At 66.1% G+C, this 16,071-nt stretch carries 15 protein-coding genes; 2 read left to right on the top strand and 13 right to left on the bottom strand.

All coding sequences use genetic code 11. The features are described from left to right. Window positions 1-210: 210 nt before the first annotated feature. Together ACQR3U_RS21670 and ACQR3U_RS21675 are read left to right on the top strand one after the other, a co-directional pair. On the top strand, window positions 211-891 hold the full coding sequence (locus ACQR3U_RS21670) for a DUF2637 domain-containing protein (RefSeq protein ID WP_230810241.1): 681 nt from the start codon (window positions 211-213) through the stop codon (window positions 889-891). Between the two features lie 710 nt (window positions 892-1,601). Continuing rightward, a complete protein-coding gene (locus tag ACQR3U_RS21675; RefSeq protein ID WP_230810240.1) occupies window positions 1,602-2,714 on the top strand; it encodes an acyltransferase family protein in 1,113 nt (370 codons plus the stop codon). Here ACQR3U_RS21675 and ACQR3U_RS21680 read toward each other — a convergent pair. From ACQR3U_RS21680 to ACQR3U_RS21740, 13 genes are read right to left on the bottom strand one after another with little or no spacing between them, the layout of a single operon-like run. Continuing rightward, window positions 2,662-4,401 carry a hypothetical protein gene (locus ACQR3U_RS21680; RefSeq protein WP_230810239.1) on the bottom strand — a complete coding sequence of 580 codons (1,740 nt, stop codon included), beginning with the start codon at window positions 4,399-4,401 and terminating at the stop codon, window positions 2,662-2,664. The genes ACQR3U_RS21675 and ACQR3U_RS21680 overlap by 53 nt on opposite strands. A 3-nt stretch (window positions 4,402-4,404) precedes the next feature. After that, window positions 4,405-4,893 (bottom strand): hypothetical protein, encoded by a 489-nt coding sequence (locus ACQR3U_RS21685; protein ID WP_230810238.1) that lies wholly within the window; start codon window positions 4,891-4,893, stop codon window positions 4,405-4,407. Continuing rightward, window positions 4,893-5,186: a hypothetical protein gene (locus ACQR3U_RS21690; RefSeq protein ID WP_230810237.1), complete on the bottom strand. Its 294-nt coding sequence runs from the start codon at window positions 5,184-5,186 to the stop codon at window positions 4,893-4,895. Before ACQR3U_RS21690 ends, ACQR3U_RS21685 begins: the two co-directional genes overlap by 1 nt. A gap of 11 nt (window positions 5,187-5,197) precedes the next feature. Beyond that, window positions 5,198-6,448, bottom strand: coding sequence for a fibronectin type III domain-containing protein (locus tag ACQR3U_RS21695; RefSeq protein ID WP_230810236.1), 1,251 nt, complete (start codon window positions 6,446-6,448; stop codon window positions 5,198-5,200). A gap of 8 nt (window positions 6,449-6,456) precedes the next feature. Next, window positions 6,457-6,882 (bottom strand): hypothetical protein, encoded by a 426-nt coding sequence (locus ACQR3U_RS21700; protein WP_230810235.1) that lies wholly within the window; start codon window positions 6,880-6,882, stop codon window positions 6,457-6,459. Further along, window positions 6,879-7,268 (bottom strand): hypothetical protein, encoded by a 390-nt coding sequence (locus ACQR3U_RS21705; RefSeq protein WP_230810234.1) that lies wholly within the window; start codon window positions 7,266-7,268, stop codon window positions 6,879-6,881. Before ACQR3U_RS21705 ends, ACQR3U_RS21700 begins: the two co-directional genes overlap by 4 nt. Then, complete coding sequence (locus tag ACQR3U_RS21710) at window positions 7,268-7,618, bottom strand: hypothetical protein (RefSeq protein ID WP_230810233.1); 351 nt, start codon at window positions 7,616-7,618, stop codon at window positions 7,268-7,270. The genes ACQR3U_RS21705 and ACQR3U_RS21710 overlap by 1 nt, the downstream gene beginning before the upstream one ends. Continuing rightward, a complete protein-coding gene (locus ACQR3U_RS21715; RefSeq protein ID WP_230810232.1) occupies window positions 7,615-8,589 on the bottom strand; it encodes a glycoside hydrolase family 25 protein in 975 nt (324 codons plus the stop codon). The genes ACQR3U_RS21710 and ACQR3U_RS21715 overlap by 4 nt, the downstream gene beginning before the upstream one ends. After that, window positions 8,586-9,119: a M23 family metallopeptidase gene (locus ACQR3U_RS21720; protein ID WP_230810231.1), complete on the bottom strand. Its 534-nt coding sequence runs from the start codon at window positions 9,117-9,119 to the stop codon at window positions 8,586-8,588. Before ACQR3U_RS21720 ends, ACQR3U_RS21715 begins: the two co-directional genes overlap by 4 nt. A 7-nt stretch (window positions 9,120-9,126) precedes the next feature. Further along, window positions 9,127-10,680 carry a hypothetical protein gene (locus tag ACQR3U_RS21725; protein WP_230810230.1) on the bottom strand — a complete coding sequence of 518 codons (1,554 nt, stop codon included), beginning with the start codon at window positions 10,678-10,680 and terminating at the stop codon, window positions 9,127-9,129. Then, complete coding sequence (locus ACQR3U_RS21730) at window positions 10,677-11,492, bottom strand: hypothetical protein (RefSeq protein WP_230810229.1); 816 nt, start codon at window positions 11,490-11,492, stop codon at window positions 10,677-10,679. Before ACQR3U_RS21730 ends, ACQR3U_RS21725 begins: the two co-directional genes overlap by 4 nt. Then, entirely contained in the window at window positions 11,493-15,554 is a 4,062-nt protein-coding gene (locus ACQR3U_RS21735; protein ID WP_230810228.1) for a phage tail tape measure protein, read from the bottom strand. It lies immediately after the preceding gene. A 4-nt stretch (window positions 15,555-15,558) separates the two neighbouring features. Next, the gene (locus tag ACQR3U_RS21740; RefSeq protein WP_230810227.1) at window positions 15,559-15,960 is read right to left on the bottom strand and encodes a DUF7426 family protein; all 402 of its coding nucleotides are present in this window, start codon (window positions 15,958-15,960) and stop codon (window positions 15,559-15,561) included. Window positions 15,961-16,071: the final 111 nt, after the last annotated feature.

Consider the following 16,071-nt stretch of genomic DNA (forward strand, 5'->3'; position numbering starts at 1 on the left):
TTGTGGGCGCGGAGGGTTTCGAAACCACTCGTGACCTGGTAGTTCATCCAGGTCAGTGATGTGCGGTCCCGATGGCCTGGACTATCGATCCGACCCCATCCGACTTCATCCGATCCGTTCCGGTGGCATCCGAGGGTGCAACTGTCCGGAATCTGTCCGACTCCCCACCTAGCCTCCGTTCGACACCAGCCGTCGAACACAGGGGCACCCATGACAACACTCGCCGTCTCGCGCACCGACGCGGCCCTCATCTACAGCCTCGGCGCCGCCGCCCTCGCCCTGTCCTACACAGCCCTCGCCGACCTCGCTGCCCGCGCCGGACTCGGCCAGTGGCAGTCCGCAGTGTGGCCCCTCGTCGTCGACGGACTGATCGTCGCGGCGACCCGCACCGTGGTGACGCTCGACGACGGGCCAGCGCGTCGCTACGCCTGGCTCCTCCTGTGGTGCGCCGTCGCGGTGTCGATCGCCGGGAACGCAGCCCACCTCCTGCTGCAGCCGGGGCCGGTGCACCCGGGTGTCGCCACGGTCGTCGCAGTGGTGCCACCGGTGGCGGCGCTCGCGTTGACGCACCTGGCGATCGTGCACGCCCGAGCACTCGGACGGACGCATTCTGCGGATGAAAATATGCCAGAAAATATGCCGGTCACGATCGGAGTCGCGATGGATGACGCGTCTGCGTCGCCTACATCTGCGCAGCTCACGGTGGTGCAGGAGCGAATCGAGCCAGAATCTGAATGCAAGCATGACGCACCCGTCGACGAGCGTGACGCACTGCGACATCGCGTGCGCCAGCTCCACGCTGAGGGCTGGTCGAACTACGCGATCGGAGCGGAGGTCGGGCGGTCAGAGGCGACGGTGCGTCGATGGTTGGCGGCGAGCGTCGCGTCCTGAGTACCGTGGATAGCGCGCGGGCGGTGGGGACTAAGGTCCCGGGAAGCACCGCCCGCGCTCCTCATCTCAGCGTGCTCGAGCATCCCCATGAGTTGCAGTAGGTCGCGGACTTCGTCAACGGTCATGTGAGGTTGGACGCGTCCGGCGCGTGATCGGTTCCAGGATTTCGTGTCCTTCTCGGCGTCAGTCCCTATGGCTCGTACGGTTACATCGGGTCGGGATTCGCGAGACAAGGGGCGTTATGCATCAGAAAAACTTCCGCCGGATATACACAGGACCGATTTCGGCAGAGCAGATGCAACGAGAGTTGGCACGGGACGCCGAGGCGTACGCCCGAGAGCACAACTATTTGAATTGGTCTCCGGGCCGCTTCAAGAGGTCAGGCCTTCGGGGTAGGTGGATCGGACAAATCGACTACACATTCCACTAGTGCCTGAACGCAGAAACGCTCCCGCCCTCTCAAGGAGGACGGGAGCGTTCTTTCGGGGGCATAAGGATGCGTTACGGGCGGCTGGCGGATGCGGATACGACAGGCGTGGGAGACAATCGCGCCATGAGCGAATCGATGCGTGACATCCTGTGGGGCCTCGGCGGAGGCGCAATCGCAGCTGTCGTTATCGTGGTAGCGACGAACCTGCCCCAGTTGGCGTGACCGGGAAGTGCGGACCAAAGTCCCGTAACAAGTGGACTGTTTCTGCGATGTTGTAAGGGTGGACACAACTCGTAGCCAGACCCCCTACGTTCCGCGGCAGCGAAAGCGCCCCAAGGATCTATCGGTAGAAGCCGTCCGCGGCCTGGCTGCGCTGCTCATGGTGGCAGGCCACGTCATCGGCAACACCTCAGACCGAGGCATGGGCGTCGCCGACGACTCCGTCTGGCGCCTGTTCTACCTCGGACTCGAGGACATCCGGATGCCACTGTTCACGGTCATCTCCGGCTACGTCTACGCCATGCGCCCCGTGGAACAACGCGACGACTTCCCGCAGCTCGTCCGAGGCAAGGCGCGGCGCCTCCTGCTTCCCCTGCTGACTGTCGGGGCGTTGCTGTTCGCGATGAAACTGCTGATTCCCGCGGCGAACACCCGTCCTGAACTGGGTGACTTTTGGAAGACCTACGTCTACGGCTACGAACATCTGTGGTTCCTCGAGGCGATCTTCCTCGTGTTCCTTGCCGTCGCGCTGCTCGGCATCGCCGGCGCGCTAAGCACCCTGCCGAAGTGGTGTGCAACTACGGGGGCCGCATTCGTTCTGTACGCCCTCGTCAGCGTCCCCGAGGCTGCCAACGTGTTCAGCATCAACGGGGCGATCCGGCTGCTCCCGTTCTTCCTGCTCGGCTACGGGATGTACCGATTCGAACTGTTCCAGCTGAACCGGTGGGGCCTCGTCGGTGCCGCCGCCCTGTTCGCCAGTATCTACACCCTCAAGCTCGCTTCCCTGATCGGCGACTGGGAGCCGAACGAGGTGGTCCGCCGGCTCGTCAGTGTCGCCGTGGGTGTGTCCGGAATCGTACTGATCTTCGCAGCTCGAAAGGCATTCACCTGGAAGTGGCTCGCCGCAATCGGACCGTTCGCATTCGGCATCTACCTGCTGCACGTCTTCGGCTCGGCAGCCACCCGAATCGCGCTCGAGAAAGCGGGAATCGGATGGCTGCCGGCCGTGTTCGTGGTTGGCCTCGCGGTCGGCGTTGGGGCGCCGATCGTGTTCCAGCTGCTGTTCGGCAGGTGGAACATCGTGCGCACCTTCGTTCTCGGCGAGAAGCCGATCCGTCGGGCTACACCTCAGGCAGCGGCTTCCGGAACAGACGAGGAACCGACCGCACGGTGAGGTCCCTCACCGCGATATTGGTGTCGGACGGGAAATACAAACCGCAGAGACGGAAGCCCTGGTTCGCAGGATCCAGAGCTTCCGAGATGATCTCGCCATCGAGGAGACCGAAGATTCTCGCGCCGTAAATCATCAATCCGATCCGCTTGAACGCCCCTACTGTGCCGTTCGGGCGGGACGTTCCCGGCAGGATGATCCCACCCCCGCCGCCCGTTACCTTCTGGAGTTGCGATGCACCCTGCGAAGCGAAGGCGTGCCGGAAATGGTTGGCCGACCCCTCTGCTGCGGCGACGAGATACGCCCAGCCGGAGGCATGCATCGCCTCGATCGTGACCTCGATCCGGACGTTGCGCATGCCGGGGTCCAGCAGTAGAAGGCGGGTTTGCCCATCCGGCGCCGCGACACGTTTGATCGCCTTGTTCGAGATCCGGTACTGCTGGGCCCAGCCAGTCCAAGGCAGGCTACGTCCACCACTGCCTGCATTGGTGGAGACGAGCGGGTCGACGTCGGTAGCGCCGTTCTCGGAAGTCTGCATCATGCCCGAGTTCGCACGCTGCTGAGTCATCAGGACGTCGAGTATCGTCTCCTGATAGTCGGATCTGATCGCCACCGGGCCAGACGCCGGCACGCGACGCGGACCGGGGCCGCCTGCCGTGGTTCCGACATTGGTCACTCTCCGCACCTGCGGGAAGATCTTGCTCGACCAGTCGGCGCGCATCCGATCCAGCGCGGAACGCATCACGACCGCGGCTTCGCCATCGACGCTGATAGCGGCAGAACCGGACGCATCGCCGACGTACATCCCGTAGTTCTGGAGGCATTCGGCGAGCGCATAGCCTTCCTGGCTGAGCCCGAGCGTGTTGATGTCGACGCTCGGAGGAATTGCGAGGAACGACCCCATCGGCACTTCACCCGAGTAGATGACGCCAGCTGCGTCCTCCGCAGCGGCCGGCCACTCGAAGCCGCGTTTCAGCGACGACGGCGGGATTGAGATACACAACGCGTGCGGGATGTAGCACTTCGACAGCTCATGGGAGCGGATCAGGCCACCCGACGTGGGGAACCGTGCCGCCCGTGTTCCTGCGTTCTGTCCTGTTCCGAGCAGATCTGTGCGGGTGATGAACTGGGCGGTGTAGGTGACGTCATCAACCTTGGTGGTCTTCCAGTAGTCATAGGCGAACCGCCCGTCGATGATGCGCATCGAGCCGTCTGTACCAGCCGAAATCACTGGGTCGTACGGGATTCGATGGGTGAACGACACCGGCCCGTTCTCCCCCTGGTAAGTGCCGGTTCCGAGCGGATCCGTGGGGCGAGCGATGTTGAGGTAGAAGCCGTAACCGTTGAGGGTGTCATTGATGACTGGCGTTGCAGCGAGAAGGCTTGCCGTCGGCGCAGCAGAAGCATCTTCGAACACTGCTTCCGTTCCGATGGGGGTGTTCCAGATCGAATCGGCGCGGAACGGCTGCGAGTCCGTGGTGCGGAACAACGCGGGCAGGTTCTCGGCAGGCACTCGAGAATCGACCGACGGAACGTAGCGCGCATCAGCCTCGGCCTGGTCCAGCTTTCCTGCCACCTCGCCGCCGAGAGCCTCGACGTCGTCGGCGACGGAGACCGGGGCATAAGTGGCATTAGCGCGCTCTTCGGTGACGAGTCGCTTCGACGCCGGCTGAGTTCCTGGAGATGTCATGAATCAGACTCCCGTCACGTAAGGGACGCCGTCAGCGTCGAGTGCAATAGAGCCGCCACCGGTGGCGGTCGTGTCGAAGTAGGGCACGCCGTCGGCGTCGAGGAAGATCCCGCCACCACCTCCACCCCCGCCACCCTGTTCGGCGCGGTCAGCGGCCTCCTCGGCGCGACGCACCAGCTCCGCAACCTCCGACACGACCGGCGGGTCGTAGGCGACGTACTGCGAGACGAGGTCGTACAGGTCGATCGTGGCGACGTCCGGGATGACGACCTCGAACTCCTGCCATCCGCCGCCGGTGTCGAGCACGAGCTTCGCGGGACCGGGGTCGAGTGCGTGGGCCGCGATGGCGCCGTTGCTGATGCCGATGTCGACGCGGATGCGGTCGACGACCTTGCCGTCTGCGCTGTGCCGGAGGGCGGGTGCGGAAACGGTGAGGATGCCGTCGGCGGGGCGGCCGGAGATGTCGACGACCGTGCCGGTAATGCGCGTCATCACGCCCCCATCTCGTCGACAGACTGCACCAACCGATACCCGCCCGCCATCTGCAACGTGAACGGATGATTCGGATCATCGGTCGCGTGCGAGCCGAACGTCGGGCGGGCGTCCTTCACCTGCGCGTTCTCATCCGCGAGCATCACGACCATCTGGCCCGACTGCCCGTACATCGACTTCTGGTGGAACAGGAGCAGGTGGTCGCACCCGTTGATCGGCGGGTCGACGCGGTAGAGGGTCGCCGGACCCGCCCATCCGCCGAGGCCGTCGGCGACCTGTAGTGCGGTAGGCATCGATTGCTCTCCTATGCGGTCGTGGTGAAGTTCAGGACGGACGAGAACGCCGACCAGTTGCCGTTGTCGTCGACGGCGCGCAGCTTCACGGCGTACGCGGTCGATGGGGTGAGGTCGGTCAGCGGGAAGCTGGTCGCCTCGGTGTAGCCGCGCACGACGTTGTTGACGAGGACCTCGTACTGGTCGACACCGAAGTCGTCGGTCGAGGCAGCCCAGTTGATCGTGGCGGACGTCGCGGTCACCGCTGAGGCGGCGAGACCGGACGGCACCGAGGGCGGGGTGACTCGCGTTTCGCTGATCCGGGTCGAGATGTAGCCGGCGCCCGCGGATCCGGTTCCGCCGTTACCTGCGAAACCGAAGCTGATGTACGCGCCACCACCACCGCCGGGACCCGAGGGCCAGCCACCGTCGCCACCCTTACCGCCGCTGCCGCTAATGCTGGCCTGCGCGCCGCCTCCGCCACCGGAGCCGACGCCGATCTTTCCGGCCTGGACACTGAGACCGTTCTCGCCTTCGCCGCCACCACCGGTCGCGGGGTTGCCTTTGCCGCCTGGATCGAATGAACCCGCCCCACCGTCGCCTCCGGTGGTACCGCTCATGCCGCCGGCGCCACCGCGCACTCGATAGGTGTTGGATCCTGATCCGTACTGCTTGTTGATCGAACTGCCGCCGGTGGCCTGCGCGAGGATCGTGCCGTCCGGGGCGTAGAACGTGGTGGTCTTTCCGGTGCTGCCGTGCCCGCCGTCACTGGATGCGCCGGCCGCGGTCTCGCCGACGACGATGTCGATGTACGGCGGGCACTGGTCGTGCTGAAGAACTTTCTTGTCCCAGCCGCCCGACCAGCCGCCGAGGCCACCGCGGTAGGTGCCGCCGGATCCGCCGTTGTTCGACCGGCCACCCCCCGAGGCCCCACCGATGGCGTCGAGGATGATGTCGCCGTACGCGCCCGGCGGCTTCCACCAGCGATCCGAGTATCCGTACGTGGCGATCTGCACGACACCGAGCTCGTCGGAGATCTGGTCGATGCGATTGTCGAGACGCACCACCTCACGGTCGAGGCGAGTCTCGGTGCCACGGAAACGGCCAGCCAGAGCATCGAGGTTAAACAGGCCGAAGGTGATCCCATCGAGCGCCGCGAGTAGGTCGCCGATGAAGTTGTTCACCTGCTGGATCGCGTAGTCGATGATCAGCCCAGGAATGTTGCCGGTCTGCTGCGTACGCTCCGCGTGCCCAGAGGGGCGCCGACGTGGAAGCTTTTCCATCTACTCCCCTAGTCCATTTCACGAGGCCGGTCAGGGACCACGCCACCGAGGTCGAGCACCACCCGGGATAACTTGCCGATGTATCCGCGCATCACCAAGACCAGGCGGTCGAGCTTGGTCAGCTGCCGATCGCGCGCATCGAGCTGCTCGAGCAACGCATCGATCCGGCCCTGCAGCCGGGCGATGTCCGCGTCGTGGCGGCTCTGCAGCTCGTCGACGTGCGTGCTGTGCGCGGTCCGGGCGTGCGCGAGAGCTTCCTCCCACGTCCGCTCCTTCTCCTCGAGCTCAGCCTCGGCCCGGTCGAGCTTGCGTTTCAGCTCGGCCGTGTCGTCGAGTCGCACCTTCGAACGGGAACCGAACCACGCGGCGAGCGCGCCACCGGTCGCGGTGATGAGACTGGCGATACCGGCAAACAGGTTCGGATCCGCACTCACCTCAGTCCTCTTTCTGCGCACCCGCGCGAAATACAGCCGTGCATGAGCGCGACGAAGAAGCCGATCACCCCCGTGATAATGGGAGCGGGCGGCTCGGTCAGGGCCGCCGAGAACAGGACCGCGCCGCCGTACAGCGCCCACACGAACACCGCGAGGTTGTGGGCACGGATGAACCCGCGACGTCGGATCGCGGCCGCCAGGAGTACGACGCCGGAAATCGCGAACAGGATGGTCCACGACGGGCCCACGGATTCGATGAGTGCGACAGCGGAGACCTGGCCGGGTTGCAGGGGTCGGCGCACGAGTGACTCGGGCAGCACGTAGAGGAGCCCGACGGAGCAGTTCATCAGTCCGCCGGCGCCCGCCGTGAGCCGGGCGCCCAGCATCAGCGGCTCCCGGGCGGGCGGACTATGAACGGGTCGACGTACCGCTCCCGCAGATCGTTCACGTGGTCGATGTCCACTTGCACATGGGGCTGCACACGCTGCGCAACTCGTTCGAATCCCACCTCGACGGCCTGCTCGATCTTCTGCTCCTGCGCGGGCGAGGTTCGGTCGACGAAGAATCCGGCGAGGAAGTTGCCGAGGGTGGTCAGCACCAGCGTGGCGTATCCGAGATACTCCGCCGATTCGCTCTCGGTGATCAGTCCGGCGCCCACTGCGATCGCGCCGAGCACGGTGAGGATGCCGTAGATCACCTGACGGATGGCCGGGTAGTTCTTCGCGATGTTCTTCACTGCTTCCCCCCGAGGAGTTGGTCGAGCGCGGATTCGATGCGGATCTGTCGGGCTTCCATGCGGGCCTGCCGGGCGGCGATGGTCTGCACCAGCGCGACGAGGGAGCGCCCCACGTCGTCGGGCACGTCGGCTGCCTCTGGCGGGATGGTGAAGCCGTCCCAGACGACCTCGTTCCAGATGTCGCACCACGTGTCGTACGGCCACGGCTCGTCCGGGGTGCGGGTCGAGGGGTTGACGTTCTGCTGCCGGTTGATCGGACGCAGGCGTCCAGGCTGTGGATGTAGCTGCCCAGCTCCCTGTTCGACGATGTCTGCCACGGGTTCCCCCTTGGGTTGGGCGCTGCCGAACAGCGCGCGAAGCTCGTTTTCGGTGCCTCGAAAGGCGTTGACGTCGATCGACTGGCCGGCGACCTGGCCGCGTTCAGAGAACTGCAGGAGCACGACCGGTGGTGCGCCGGTGTGGAACTCCGCCCACCCGGCGTGCTGGTCGCCCGGATAGAGGACGGAGGCGTAGCCGGTGCCGTTGACGTAGTGGCTGTTCCAGATCGGCGGGGTGCCATCGAGTCGGGGTGCGCCCATGTGGCCGGTCCAGTACCAGCGCGGCAGGTAGTTCGAGAACACCCGCATTCCGCGCTCTTCGATGGCGCGGATGAGGGCCTTCATGTTGTCGATGGAGCCGCGGTTGCTGGTGTCCTCGTAGTCGAGTTGCACCGGGATCAACGGGTCCCCGAGGTGGGCGAGGAGCGCGTCGGCCTGGCGGTTCACGTCGACGTTGTTGCGTGCGAAGTGGTAGCCGCCGAACAGGCCCGGGAAGTGCTCGCGCATCTGGTCGCGGGCGCGGGGCCAGTACGGGTCGCGGTAGCCGTCGCCCTCGGTGACCTTGTGGGTGGCGAAGACAAATCCTTCGCGCTTGGCCGCGGCGAAATCGAACTCACGCTGATGGTTGCTGACGTCGATGCCGTAGAGGGTCATCGGTTTCCCTTCGGTGGGATGAGTTGCGCGAACCCTTCCCGCACGTAGTCGGAATAACCCTCACGCTGCGCAGTGGGCGCCGGCGTAGGGGGTGCCTCATCCGGGAACAGCGCCCCGGCGAGGAGTGGGAGTGGGTCGAGTCGGTTCGGGCCGGGAGGTGACCACACGGCCCGGTGCCACTCGAGGTGCAAGTGCGGAGCGACGCCGCCGTTCGTGCGCGAGTCCGGGTTGATGTGCCCGATCCGCTGCCCTGCCTCGACGCGCTGGCCGTACCGGACTTCGGGGATGATGTGCCCGTAGACCGTGGTGCCTGAGCCGTCGGCGGTCGAATGGTCGAGGACGATCCACTGCCCGAATCCGGAGGCGGGTCCGACGTTGACGACGGTGCCGCCTTGGACGGCGTAGATGGGTAGGCCACCGGAGCCGCCGTTCCATCCGAAGTCGACGCCGAAGTGCATTCCGCCCCATCGGGCGCCGAATCCGGACGTGACGATGTGGCCGCGTTTGAGCGGCCAATATCGGGATGCCATGGTGCTCCTAGAGGCTGTTGGCGATGCCGCGGAAGATGCCCGCGTAGTTCTGCAGGTGGGCGAACACGTGCTCCCACCCGTCCTTCGCGCGGTCCTGGCCGAGCGTCACCGTCTCGACCATCCGCTCACCGTTGTCCGCCACCCGCACGTTCGAGATCCACTGCTCGACCGTGGTGCCGCGATCCCAGAGCGTGACGATGTCGCCGACCTGATACCGCCGGCCGGTGCCGTTGTCGACGCCCATGCAGTAGCCGCGGCCGTCCGGGGTGCCGGAGGAGAGTTGGATCTTCACGGCGTCGGAGCCGGAGTTCTCCTTGAGCGTCGATTGCCCGTTCGCCCAGGCGTCCAGGGACCAGGCTGCGGTGTTGTCGCCGAACTTCTCACCGAGGCCGTGCTCGCCGAGTTCTGCCTCGAGGTCGGGGTCCCAGAACTGCTGGAAGGCAAAGAACACATCGTCGAACAGGTCACCGACAAGAATCGTTCCGAGATTCAGTCCCGGGAACAGGGCATTGAGCAGGAGCTGCAGTGCGAAGTTGGCGCCCCACTCGATGACCTGGTTCATGATCTCGGGCGCCTTGCCGCCGATCAGCACCTTATGTGCGGTGGCGTGCGCGACGTCCCGCTCGTAGTACTCCACCTGCGTCGAGTCGGTGCGGAACTGGATCTTCCGCATGTCCCGCTTGGCGTGGGTGTCAAAGACGTACCCGGAGCGGGTCAGCTTGTTCCACGTCGACGGGTCCTGCAGGCCGAGGATGTTCCCGGGGTTGGTGAAGTTCAGGAAGTTGTCCGACGTGTAGTCCATGACCGAGCGCAGCTGGGCAATCGTGTCGGTGTTGAACACCTTCGGCGAGGGCTTGCCGTCGGCGACCGACCACAGGTGGCAGGACAGGCCGATCTCCTGCATCTGCACCGTCTGCTCGAACAGCTCGTCGAGCTGCGTCGCCCGGGCCTGCAGGACGCACATCTCGTCGAGCGCTTCGGCGGCGATGTCGAGCAGGTCGTCGAGGGTGTCGATGTCGTCGAGGTCCGGCAGCTCCGGCACGGTCCGGCGCACCGGGAGTTTCCCGTAGACCGGCTTGCGCAGGCGGGTCATCACCTCGGCGAGGTACAGCTTGGAGACCATGTCGAACGGTCCCCACTTCACGTTCTGCTTGCCCGTGATGTTGATCTGGAACTCGGGTGGCAGGGTGTTGTTCACCCACACCAGTCCGGACATCAGCCACACGAGGTTCGAGATGCAGGTCAGGGTGATGATCTCGCGTCCGGGCTTGCCCTTGACGTTCGCGCGCAGGACGCGCCCATCCCAGGGGATGCCGTTGCGCTCCGTGCGGATGTGGATGACCGTGCGCCGGCAGTTCACCAGATACCCCGCCATGGGGTGGTCACCCTTGATGCGGATGGTGGCAGAGGTCGGCTTGTTCCAGTCCCACTCGAAATCGGCGTACATGTAGCCGCCGAGGGGCCGCCACGCCGTCGCCATCGGGTTGCCGATCTCGATGTCGAACCCGACCGGAGCGTCGGCGTTGGGGCGGGCGTACCCGGGCTCGTAGACGATGGTCATAGGGCCGCCCAGTGCAATTGAGGCACAGTGATCTCCACCTTCGTTGCTGAGGAGGTGCCGGTGCCGGCGATGGTGAGCGGCACGGTCCTACGGCCGGCGGGGATCTGCTTGTACCAGCGGCGCCCGATCCACGATCGGTCCGCGCCGGTGCTGTCGTTGATCTGGAAGAAGTCCGGGTCGGTCTCGATCGTCCAGCGATCTCCCGCCGCGATCGTCGGCAGCGGAACCGCTTCGCCTTGCCAGCCGATCGTGGGCAGGGTGATGGGGCCGGTGATGACGATGTGCGGCCACACCGGCTCGTCACTGTCCGTGTCGATCGACGCGCCTGCGAACTCGGCCGGGGTGAACGTCTTCACGACGGGGCGGCGCCGCCACCAGGATTCGTCCGACCGCAGTGTCACCGGGTCGGACAGGATCACCCCGGCGTCCTTCATCAGGGTCAGGTTCGGCGGCTCGAGCTTGCTGCCGAGGCGCACGTCCTGGAAGCGGTCACCGCCGAAGTCGGTGATGGTGTGGAAGCGGTGGATCTGCTTGCCTCGGCCGAGGGAGTGCCGCCACTTGCGCAGCAGCTCCACAGCGCCTGTGCCCGGGCGGACGGGTCCGATCTTCACGTCGAGGCCGACGAGGTTCGGATCGTCCATGCGCGCGCGCATCGTCACGCCCGCCTGGTCGACGTTCTTCTGGTCGTCGAAAGCGAAGCCGGCGCCCTCGATGCCGGTCGGATCGGTGCGCAACGAGAGCGGGCAGGTGGGGTCATTGAAGTCCCACACCTGCCCGTCCCAGCATTCGAGGACGTACCGCCTCCCCGCCATCTACAAACCTCGTTTCGTGATCTCGATCTGTGCTGTGCGGGAGCCGCTGTCGATGTCGACCTGCACCTGCAGCGGATCGGGGTTCTCGGCGGCCTTCTTGATCGCCTCGAGCTGTTCATTGATCTGGTCCGCCCACGCCCCGAACGCCTTCTCCAGGCCGGGGTGAGAGTTGGCACCGGTGTCGAACTGGCCGGTGAACGCACCGTTCTCGTCGAACCCGGACGCGATCGCGAACGCCCCACCAATCCCGAGGGCAGCGAGGTTGTACATCGTGGCCCGGCGTTTGTTCGGCGACATCGCCGCCCAACCCTCAGCAGTGAGGGGCACATCGAACGTGGAGCCCTTGTCGCCGATGTACCCACCGAAGCCGGTGAGGCCGCCGTTCTCCATCGGCACCAGCTCGAACCCGAACCGGTGCGCGACCTCCCGGGTCAACCCCACCGACCGTCCCCGCTTCGCCGGGGCGAGCGGGATGTACGCCTCCCCACCCGTGCCCTTCTCCGCGTAGCGGATCAGGTCCGCGCCGTCCGCGGCGATGTGCGCGTCCCGGAACCCGCCCTGATCGAACGCCCGGATCGACGCCGACCAGATCGGCTGGCGCTCCTCTGCCGGCTTCTCTGCGGCCTTCCCACCGAGGCTGTCGGGCCAGTTGGTGACGAACACCCGCTGGCCGTCCGTGGACATCGCCACCCCGGTCGAGGTGGAGCCCTTCACCCGCGGCTTCTTGTTGCCGTTCAGGTCGTCGATCAGGTCCTGCTCACCGAACCGCTCGATCTCCTCACGCGGCGGATTCCCCGCGGCCGAGGCGCCGGGCCAGTGGTACACGTACGGGAAGTCGAGAGGACTGTCCGCGCCGCGCCCGTACTGGATGCCGTTCGACCCGTCCGACTCGATGTTCGTGCCGTACAGGTAGCCCGACATGTGCCCGTTGGTGCCGGAGCCCTTGTTCGTGCCGATCGAGAACCCGTCCGGATCGAACCCGGGCACCCACCCCATGCCTTCGAAGTCGGAGTCGGTGGTGAACCGGACGCTCTGCCCGGTGCCGGCGTTGAACACCGCGGAGAGGTATCCGGAGCAGTCGAGGCCGCCATAGATGTACGGCTGCCCGTCGTGCGCCATGGCCTTCGCGACCGCGGCCTGAGAGTCGAACCCACCCTCGTTGATGCCGCCGTCGGCCATGTGCAGGATGTCGTCGAGCTTGAGTAGCCCGAACCCCATCCGCTTCGCGGTCTCGGCGAGGATGCGCTCCGACCGGGCCCGCTTGGATGGTGCGCCGGGGATGTACGCCTCCCAGCCGGTCTCCCCTTCGGCGTACCGAACAGGACCGAGCGGCGTGGTGGCGAGGGTGCCGTTCCCGCGGCCGGGCGCGATGTGCGCCTGATCGAGAGAACCGTTCGCGCGCTGCCGGACTCCACCGTCGGCCATGCCTGCGTCATAGATGCTCGGCCCGACGAAGTCATCCGCCACGCCCCCGGCACGCCGACGCGCTTGGATCTCGACGTACATGTCGACGGACTTGCCGTTGTTCCGGGCGATGAAGTTGTCGATGGCGCTCTGGCCGTCGTCGGTGTCCGCGGTGACCAGGACGGTACCGTCGGGCAGGGTCTCCACCTTCAAGCCGAGGGCTGCCAGTTTGTCCATCGAGTCCTGGGTCAGCGCCTCCGTGTGGATGGTCTTACTGTCCGGGACGTCGATCACCTTGGTTTGCAGGACGTCGAGGGCGTAGTGCGCTTCGGGCATCCCCGGCTGACTGATCTGCGTCTGCACCAGGTTAGGGACGAGGCCGTAGCTGTTGATCAGCGTCACGGCTTCCTTGTTCGTCAGCCCCATCTGCATGGCCTGTTGGATCAACTGGTCCCGGTTCGCCGCGTACTGCCGGGTCAACTCCTCGACGGTGGCGCCCGCCTCGAGGCCGGTGCGGTTCTGTGCCTCGAACGCGGCGGGCATCGCTGTGAGGGTGTCGTGCATCTGCTTGTGCGCCCAGTTCGCCTGGTCGAGCGAGCCCGTCCAGTTCTGGATCTTGAGCTGTGTGCCATCGGCTGTGACGCCAAACGATGATATGGAGTTGTTCACCTTCTGGATCTCGTCGTTGAAGGCAGCCGAGAGCTTCATATCCCCGGCGAACTCGTTGAACCGGATCTGCCCCGACTCGAGCGCCGGGATCAGCTTGGTGTCGATGGCGTCGGCGCCGGCGTTCATCGCCTCCGAGATCGACGTGCCGCCACTGCGGGCGGTGTCGGCGAACTTCGCGATATCGCCCGCCATGTCCCCGAAGTCGGGCATTCCGGGGATGAGTTCGTCGAACGGGCCCATGAAGGCGTCGAGTCCGGCGACCATCCCGGCGATGGATTCGAGGAACGAGGCGGCCATCTGTGAGCCCGCTTCGGCGAACTCGCCGAGCCCGCGCATCCCGCCGGAAACGAACTGCAGAACCTTCTCCGCCGCATCGAAGGCGGTGTTTCCGATGTCGATGAAGAACTGGATGACGCCGGCCCGATTGTTCGAGATGGTGTCGGCGAACTGCTGGATGTAGGGGCCGAAAGCTTCCGCGAGGGAGGCTTTGAGTCCGTCGGCGGCGAGGGAGATGGCGCGCATGGCACCCTCGACCGAGGTGGAAGCATTACCTCCCATGACGTCGATGGCCCGCTTGGCGGCGCCCTCGTAGTCGTTGAGCTGCTCGACCGCGGTGGTCAGGTCCATGGCGTACATGGCCTGCCCGAGGTCCTCGGCTTTGGTGCCGAACAGGGCGACCGCGGCGGCGTTGCGCTCGACCGGATCCTCGATCTCGCGCAGCTTGGTGAGTACGAGTTCGAGTCCGTTGCGGGCATCCTCGCCGCCCTTGGCGATCTGCTCGGACATCTCCGACGCCGATAGGCCGAGGGCTTCGTAACCTTCCTGGCTGGCCGTCGATCCATCGATGGCGCGGATCGCGAACTCTTTGAGTGCATCCGCAGCGGTGTCGGTGTCGCGCGCACCGGCCGCCACAGCCTGCCCCATGAGCCCCATCGCCTCGGCGCCGGTGAGGCCGAGCTGCCGAAACTGGGTGCCGTATTCGGTGATGGTGTCGAGCCAGTCCTCGGAGACGTTCAGGCCCATCTGGGAGCCTTTGACGAGGAGGTCGAAGGCGTCGTTGGCGTCCTGAGCGAATCCGGTCTTGATGGCCTGGGACGCGGCGCGGGATACGGCGGGGATCTCCTCGCCGAGGATGGTGGAGACGCCGTCGAGGGACTGAATCATCGCCTCGGCGTCACGTTGCGTGGCGCCTGGGTCGAGGAGTCCGGTGGACAGTGCCATGCGGGCGGTGTCGAGGTTCTGCTCGACGGACTCGCCGAACACGTTGGCATACGCCTCGCCCGCGGCCTGGGCGAACTTGCGGGCCTGGGCGGTCGTGACGCCGGTCTGGGCCTGGAAAAGGTCGCGCTGCAGCTCGGCTTCCATGCCGTCTTTTATCGCCCCCGCGAGTGCGGCACCGGCGGCGAGGCCGATGGCGGCGACACCGATGAGCGAGCCTGCGATCGGGCCGGCCTTGGAGCCGAGGTTGCCGATGGCGTCGGAGAACCCGGAGAGGAAGTTGCTGCCGCCCTGCTCGCCCGCGGGGCCTCCGCCCTGTCCTGCCTGCCGGTAGAGGTCGTCGAGTTCGTTCTGCGCAGCTCGCAGGTCCTCCTGCAGACGGTTGCCGAGCTCGATATCGTCCATGGCGCCCGCGGCCTGGCGTGCGGCTGTGCGGATCTGCTCGATCTCGTCCGCTGCCCGCCGCGCCTCGCTGAGGAGGTTGGCGTTCATGACGATGTCATCGACGGACTGGTCGGCGCGCTGGGCGTTGCGCTCGAGCTCCTGGATCTGCTGGGCAATCCGCCGGGCCTCGCGCTCCAGCTGGTCGTTGATCTCGACGGCCTGCGCGGCTTGGCCTGCGCGCTGGGCGGCGCGGGTGATGTCCTGGAAGCTGCTCGAGATCCGCTGGGTGGCTTGGCGGGACTGCTGTTCGGAGCGTTGGGTGCCCTGGATGAATCGGGAGTCGTCGAGGGTGAGGCGGGCGACCAGCTCGCCGACGTCCAATGCCACGGGGCTACTCCTTCGGTTGCTGCTTTCGTGCGGCGCGGCGCGCCTTCTCGAGGTTCCCGAGCTGCTCGGAGACCTGTTCGAGGTCGACCATTCGGCCGAGGTGAGCCATCGCCCAGTGGATTTCGGCCATATCCGGGGAGAACCCGAAGTGCAGGATGGTGGTGCGGCCGGCGTGCAGGATCATCGGCCACGGGATGCCGTCGGCGACCATCTCGTCGAACGCCGGACCCAGGGCCGTGATGGCCTGGTTGATCTGCTCGACCGGCGGCAGGCCCTCCGCGGTGGTCTGCTCCCGCATCGCCTTGGCGGTCTCGTAGTCCGGGGCCGGGACGGTGTACTGCTTGCCGCGGATCGGCAGGTGCAGGTCGGGGTCGAACCCGGTTTCGGTGAGGTCCTTGAGCGCCACTCACACGCCTCTCAGTAGGGCCTTGTGCAGGCGGGAGGATGGTTCGGCGGCGAGGCTTTCGATGCGCAGGCGCAGCCATCGCCAGGAGCGGGCCTGCAGGACCCCGGATTC

Origin of the sequence: Rhodococcus sp. IEGM1339, assembly GCF_050321925.1 — a bacterium.
Taxonomy (GTDB): domain Bacteria; phylum Actinomycetota; class Actinomycetes; order Mycobacteriales; family Mycobacteriaceae; genus Rhodococcus; species Rhodococcus pyridinivorans.

Coding starts and splice junctions, on each gene's coding strand:
- ACQR3U_RS21725 (WP_230810230.1), bottom strand. CDS start 10,680: ATGACCATCGTCTACGAGCCCGGGTACGCCCGCCCCAACGCCGACGCT.
- ACQR3U_RS21685 (WP_230810238.1), bottom strand. CDS start 4,893: ATGACGCGCATTACCGGCACGGTCGTCGACATCTCCGGCCGCCCCGCC.
- ACQR3U_RS21670 (WP_230810241.1), top strand. CDS start 211: ATGACAACACTCGCCGTCTCGCGCACCGACGCGGCCCTCATCTACAGC.
- ACQR3U_RS21690 (WP_230810237.1), bottom strand. CDS start 5,186: ATGCCTACCGCACTACAGGTCGCCGACGGCCTCGGCGGATGGGCGGGT.
- ACQR3U_RS21705 (WP_230810234.1), bottom strand. CDS start 7,268: ATGCTGGGCGCCCGGCTCACGGCGGGCGCCGGCGGACTGATGAACTGC.
- ACQR3U_RS21695 (WP_230810236.1), bottom strand. CDS start 6,448: ATGGAAAAGCTTCCACGTCGGCGCCCCTCTGGGCACGCGGAGCGTACG.
- ACQR3U_RS21720 (WP_230810231.1), bottom strand. CDS start 9,119: ATGGCATCCCGATATTGGCCGCTCAAACGCGGCCACATCGTCACGTCC.
- ACQR3U_RS21715 (WP_230810232.1), bottom strand. CDS start 8,589: ATGACCCTCTACGGCATCGACGTCAGCAACCATCAGCGTGAGTTCGAT.
- ACQR3U_RS21680 (WP_230810239.1), bottom strand. CDS start 4,401: ATGACATCTCCAGGAACTCAGCCGGCGTCGAAGCGACTCGTCACCGAA.
- ACQR3U_RS21730 (WP_230810229.1), bottom strand. CDS start 11,492: ATGGCGGGGAGGCGGTACGTCCTCGAATGCTGGGACGGGCAGGTGTGG.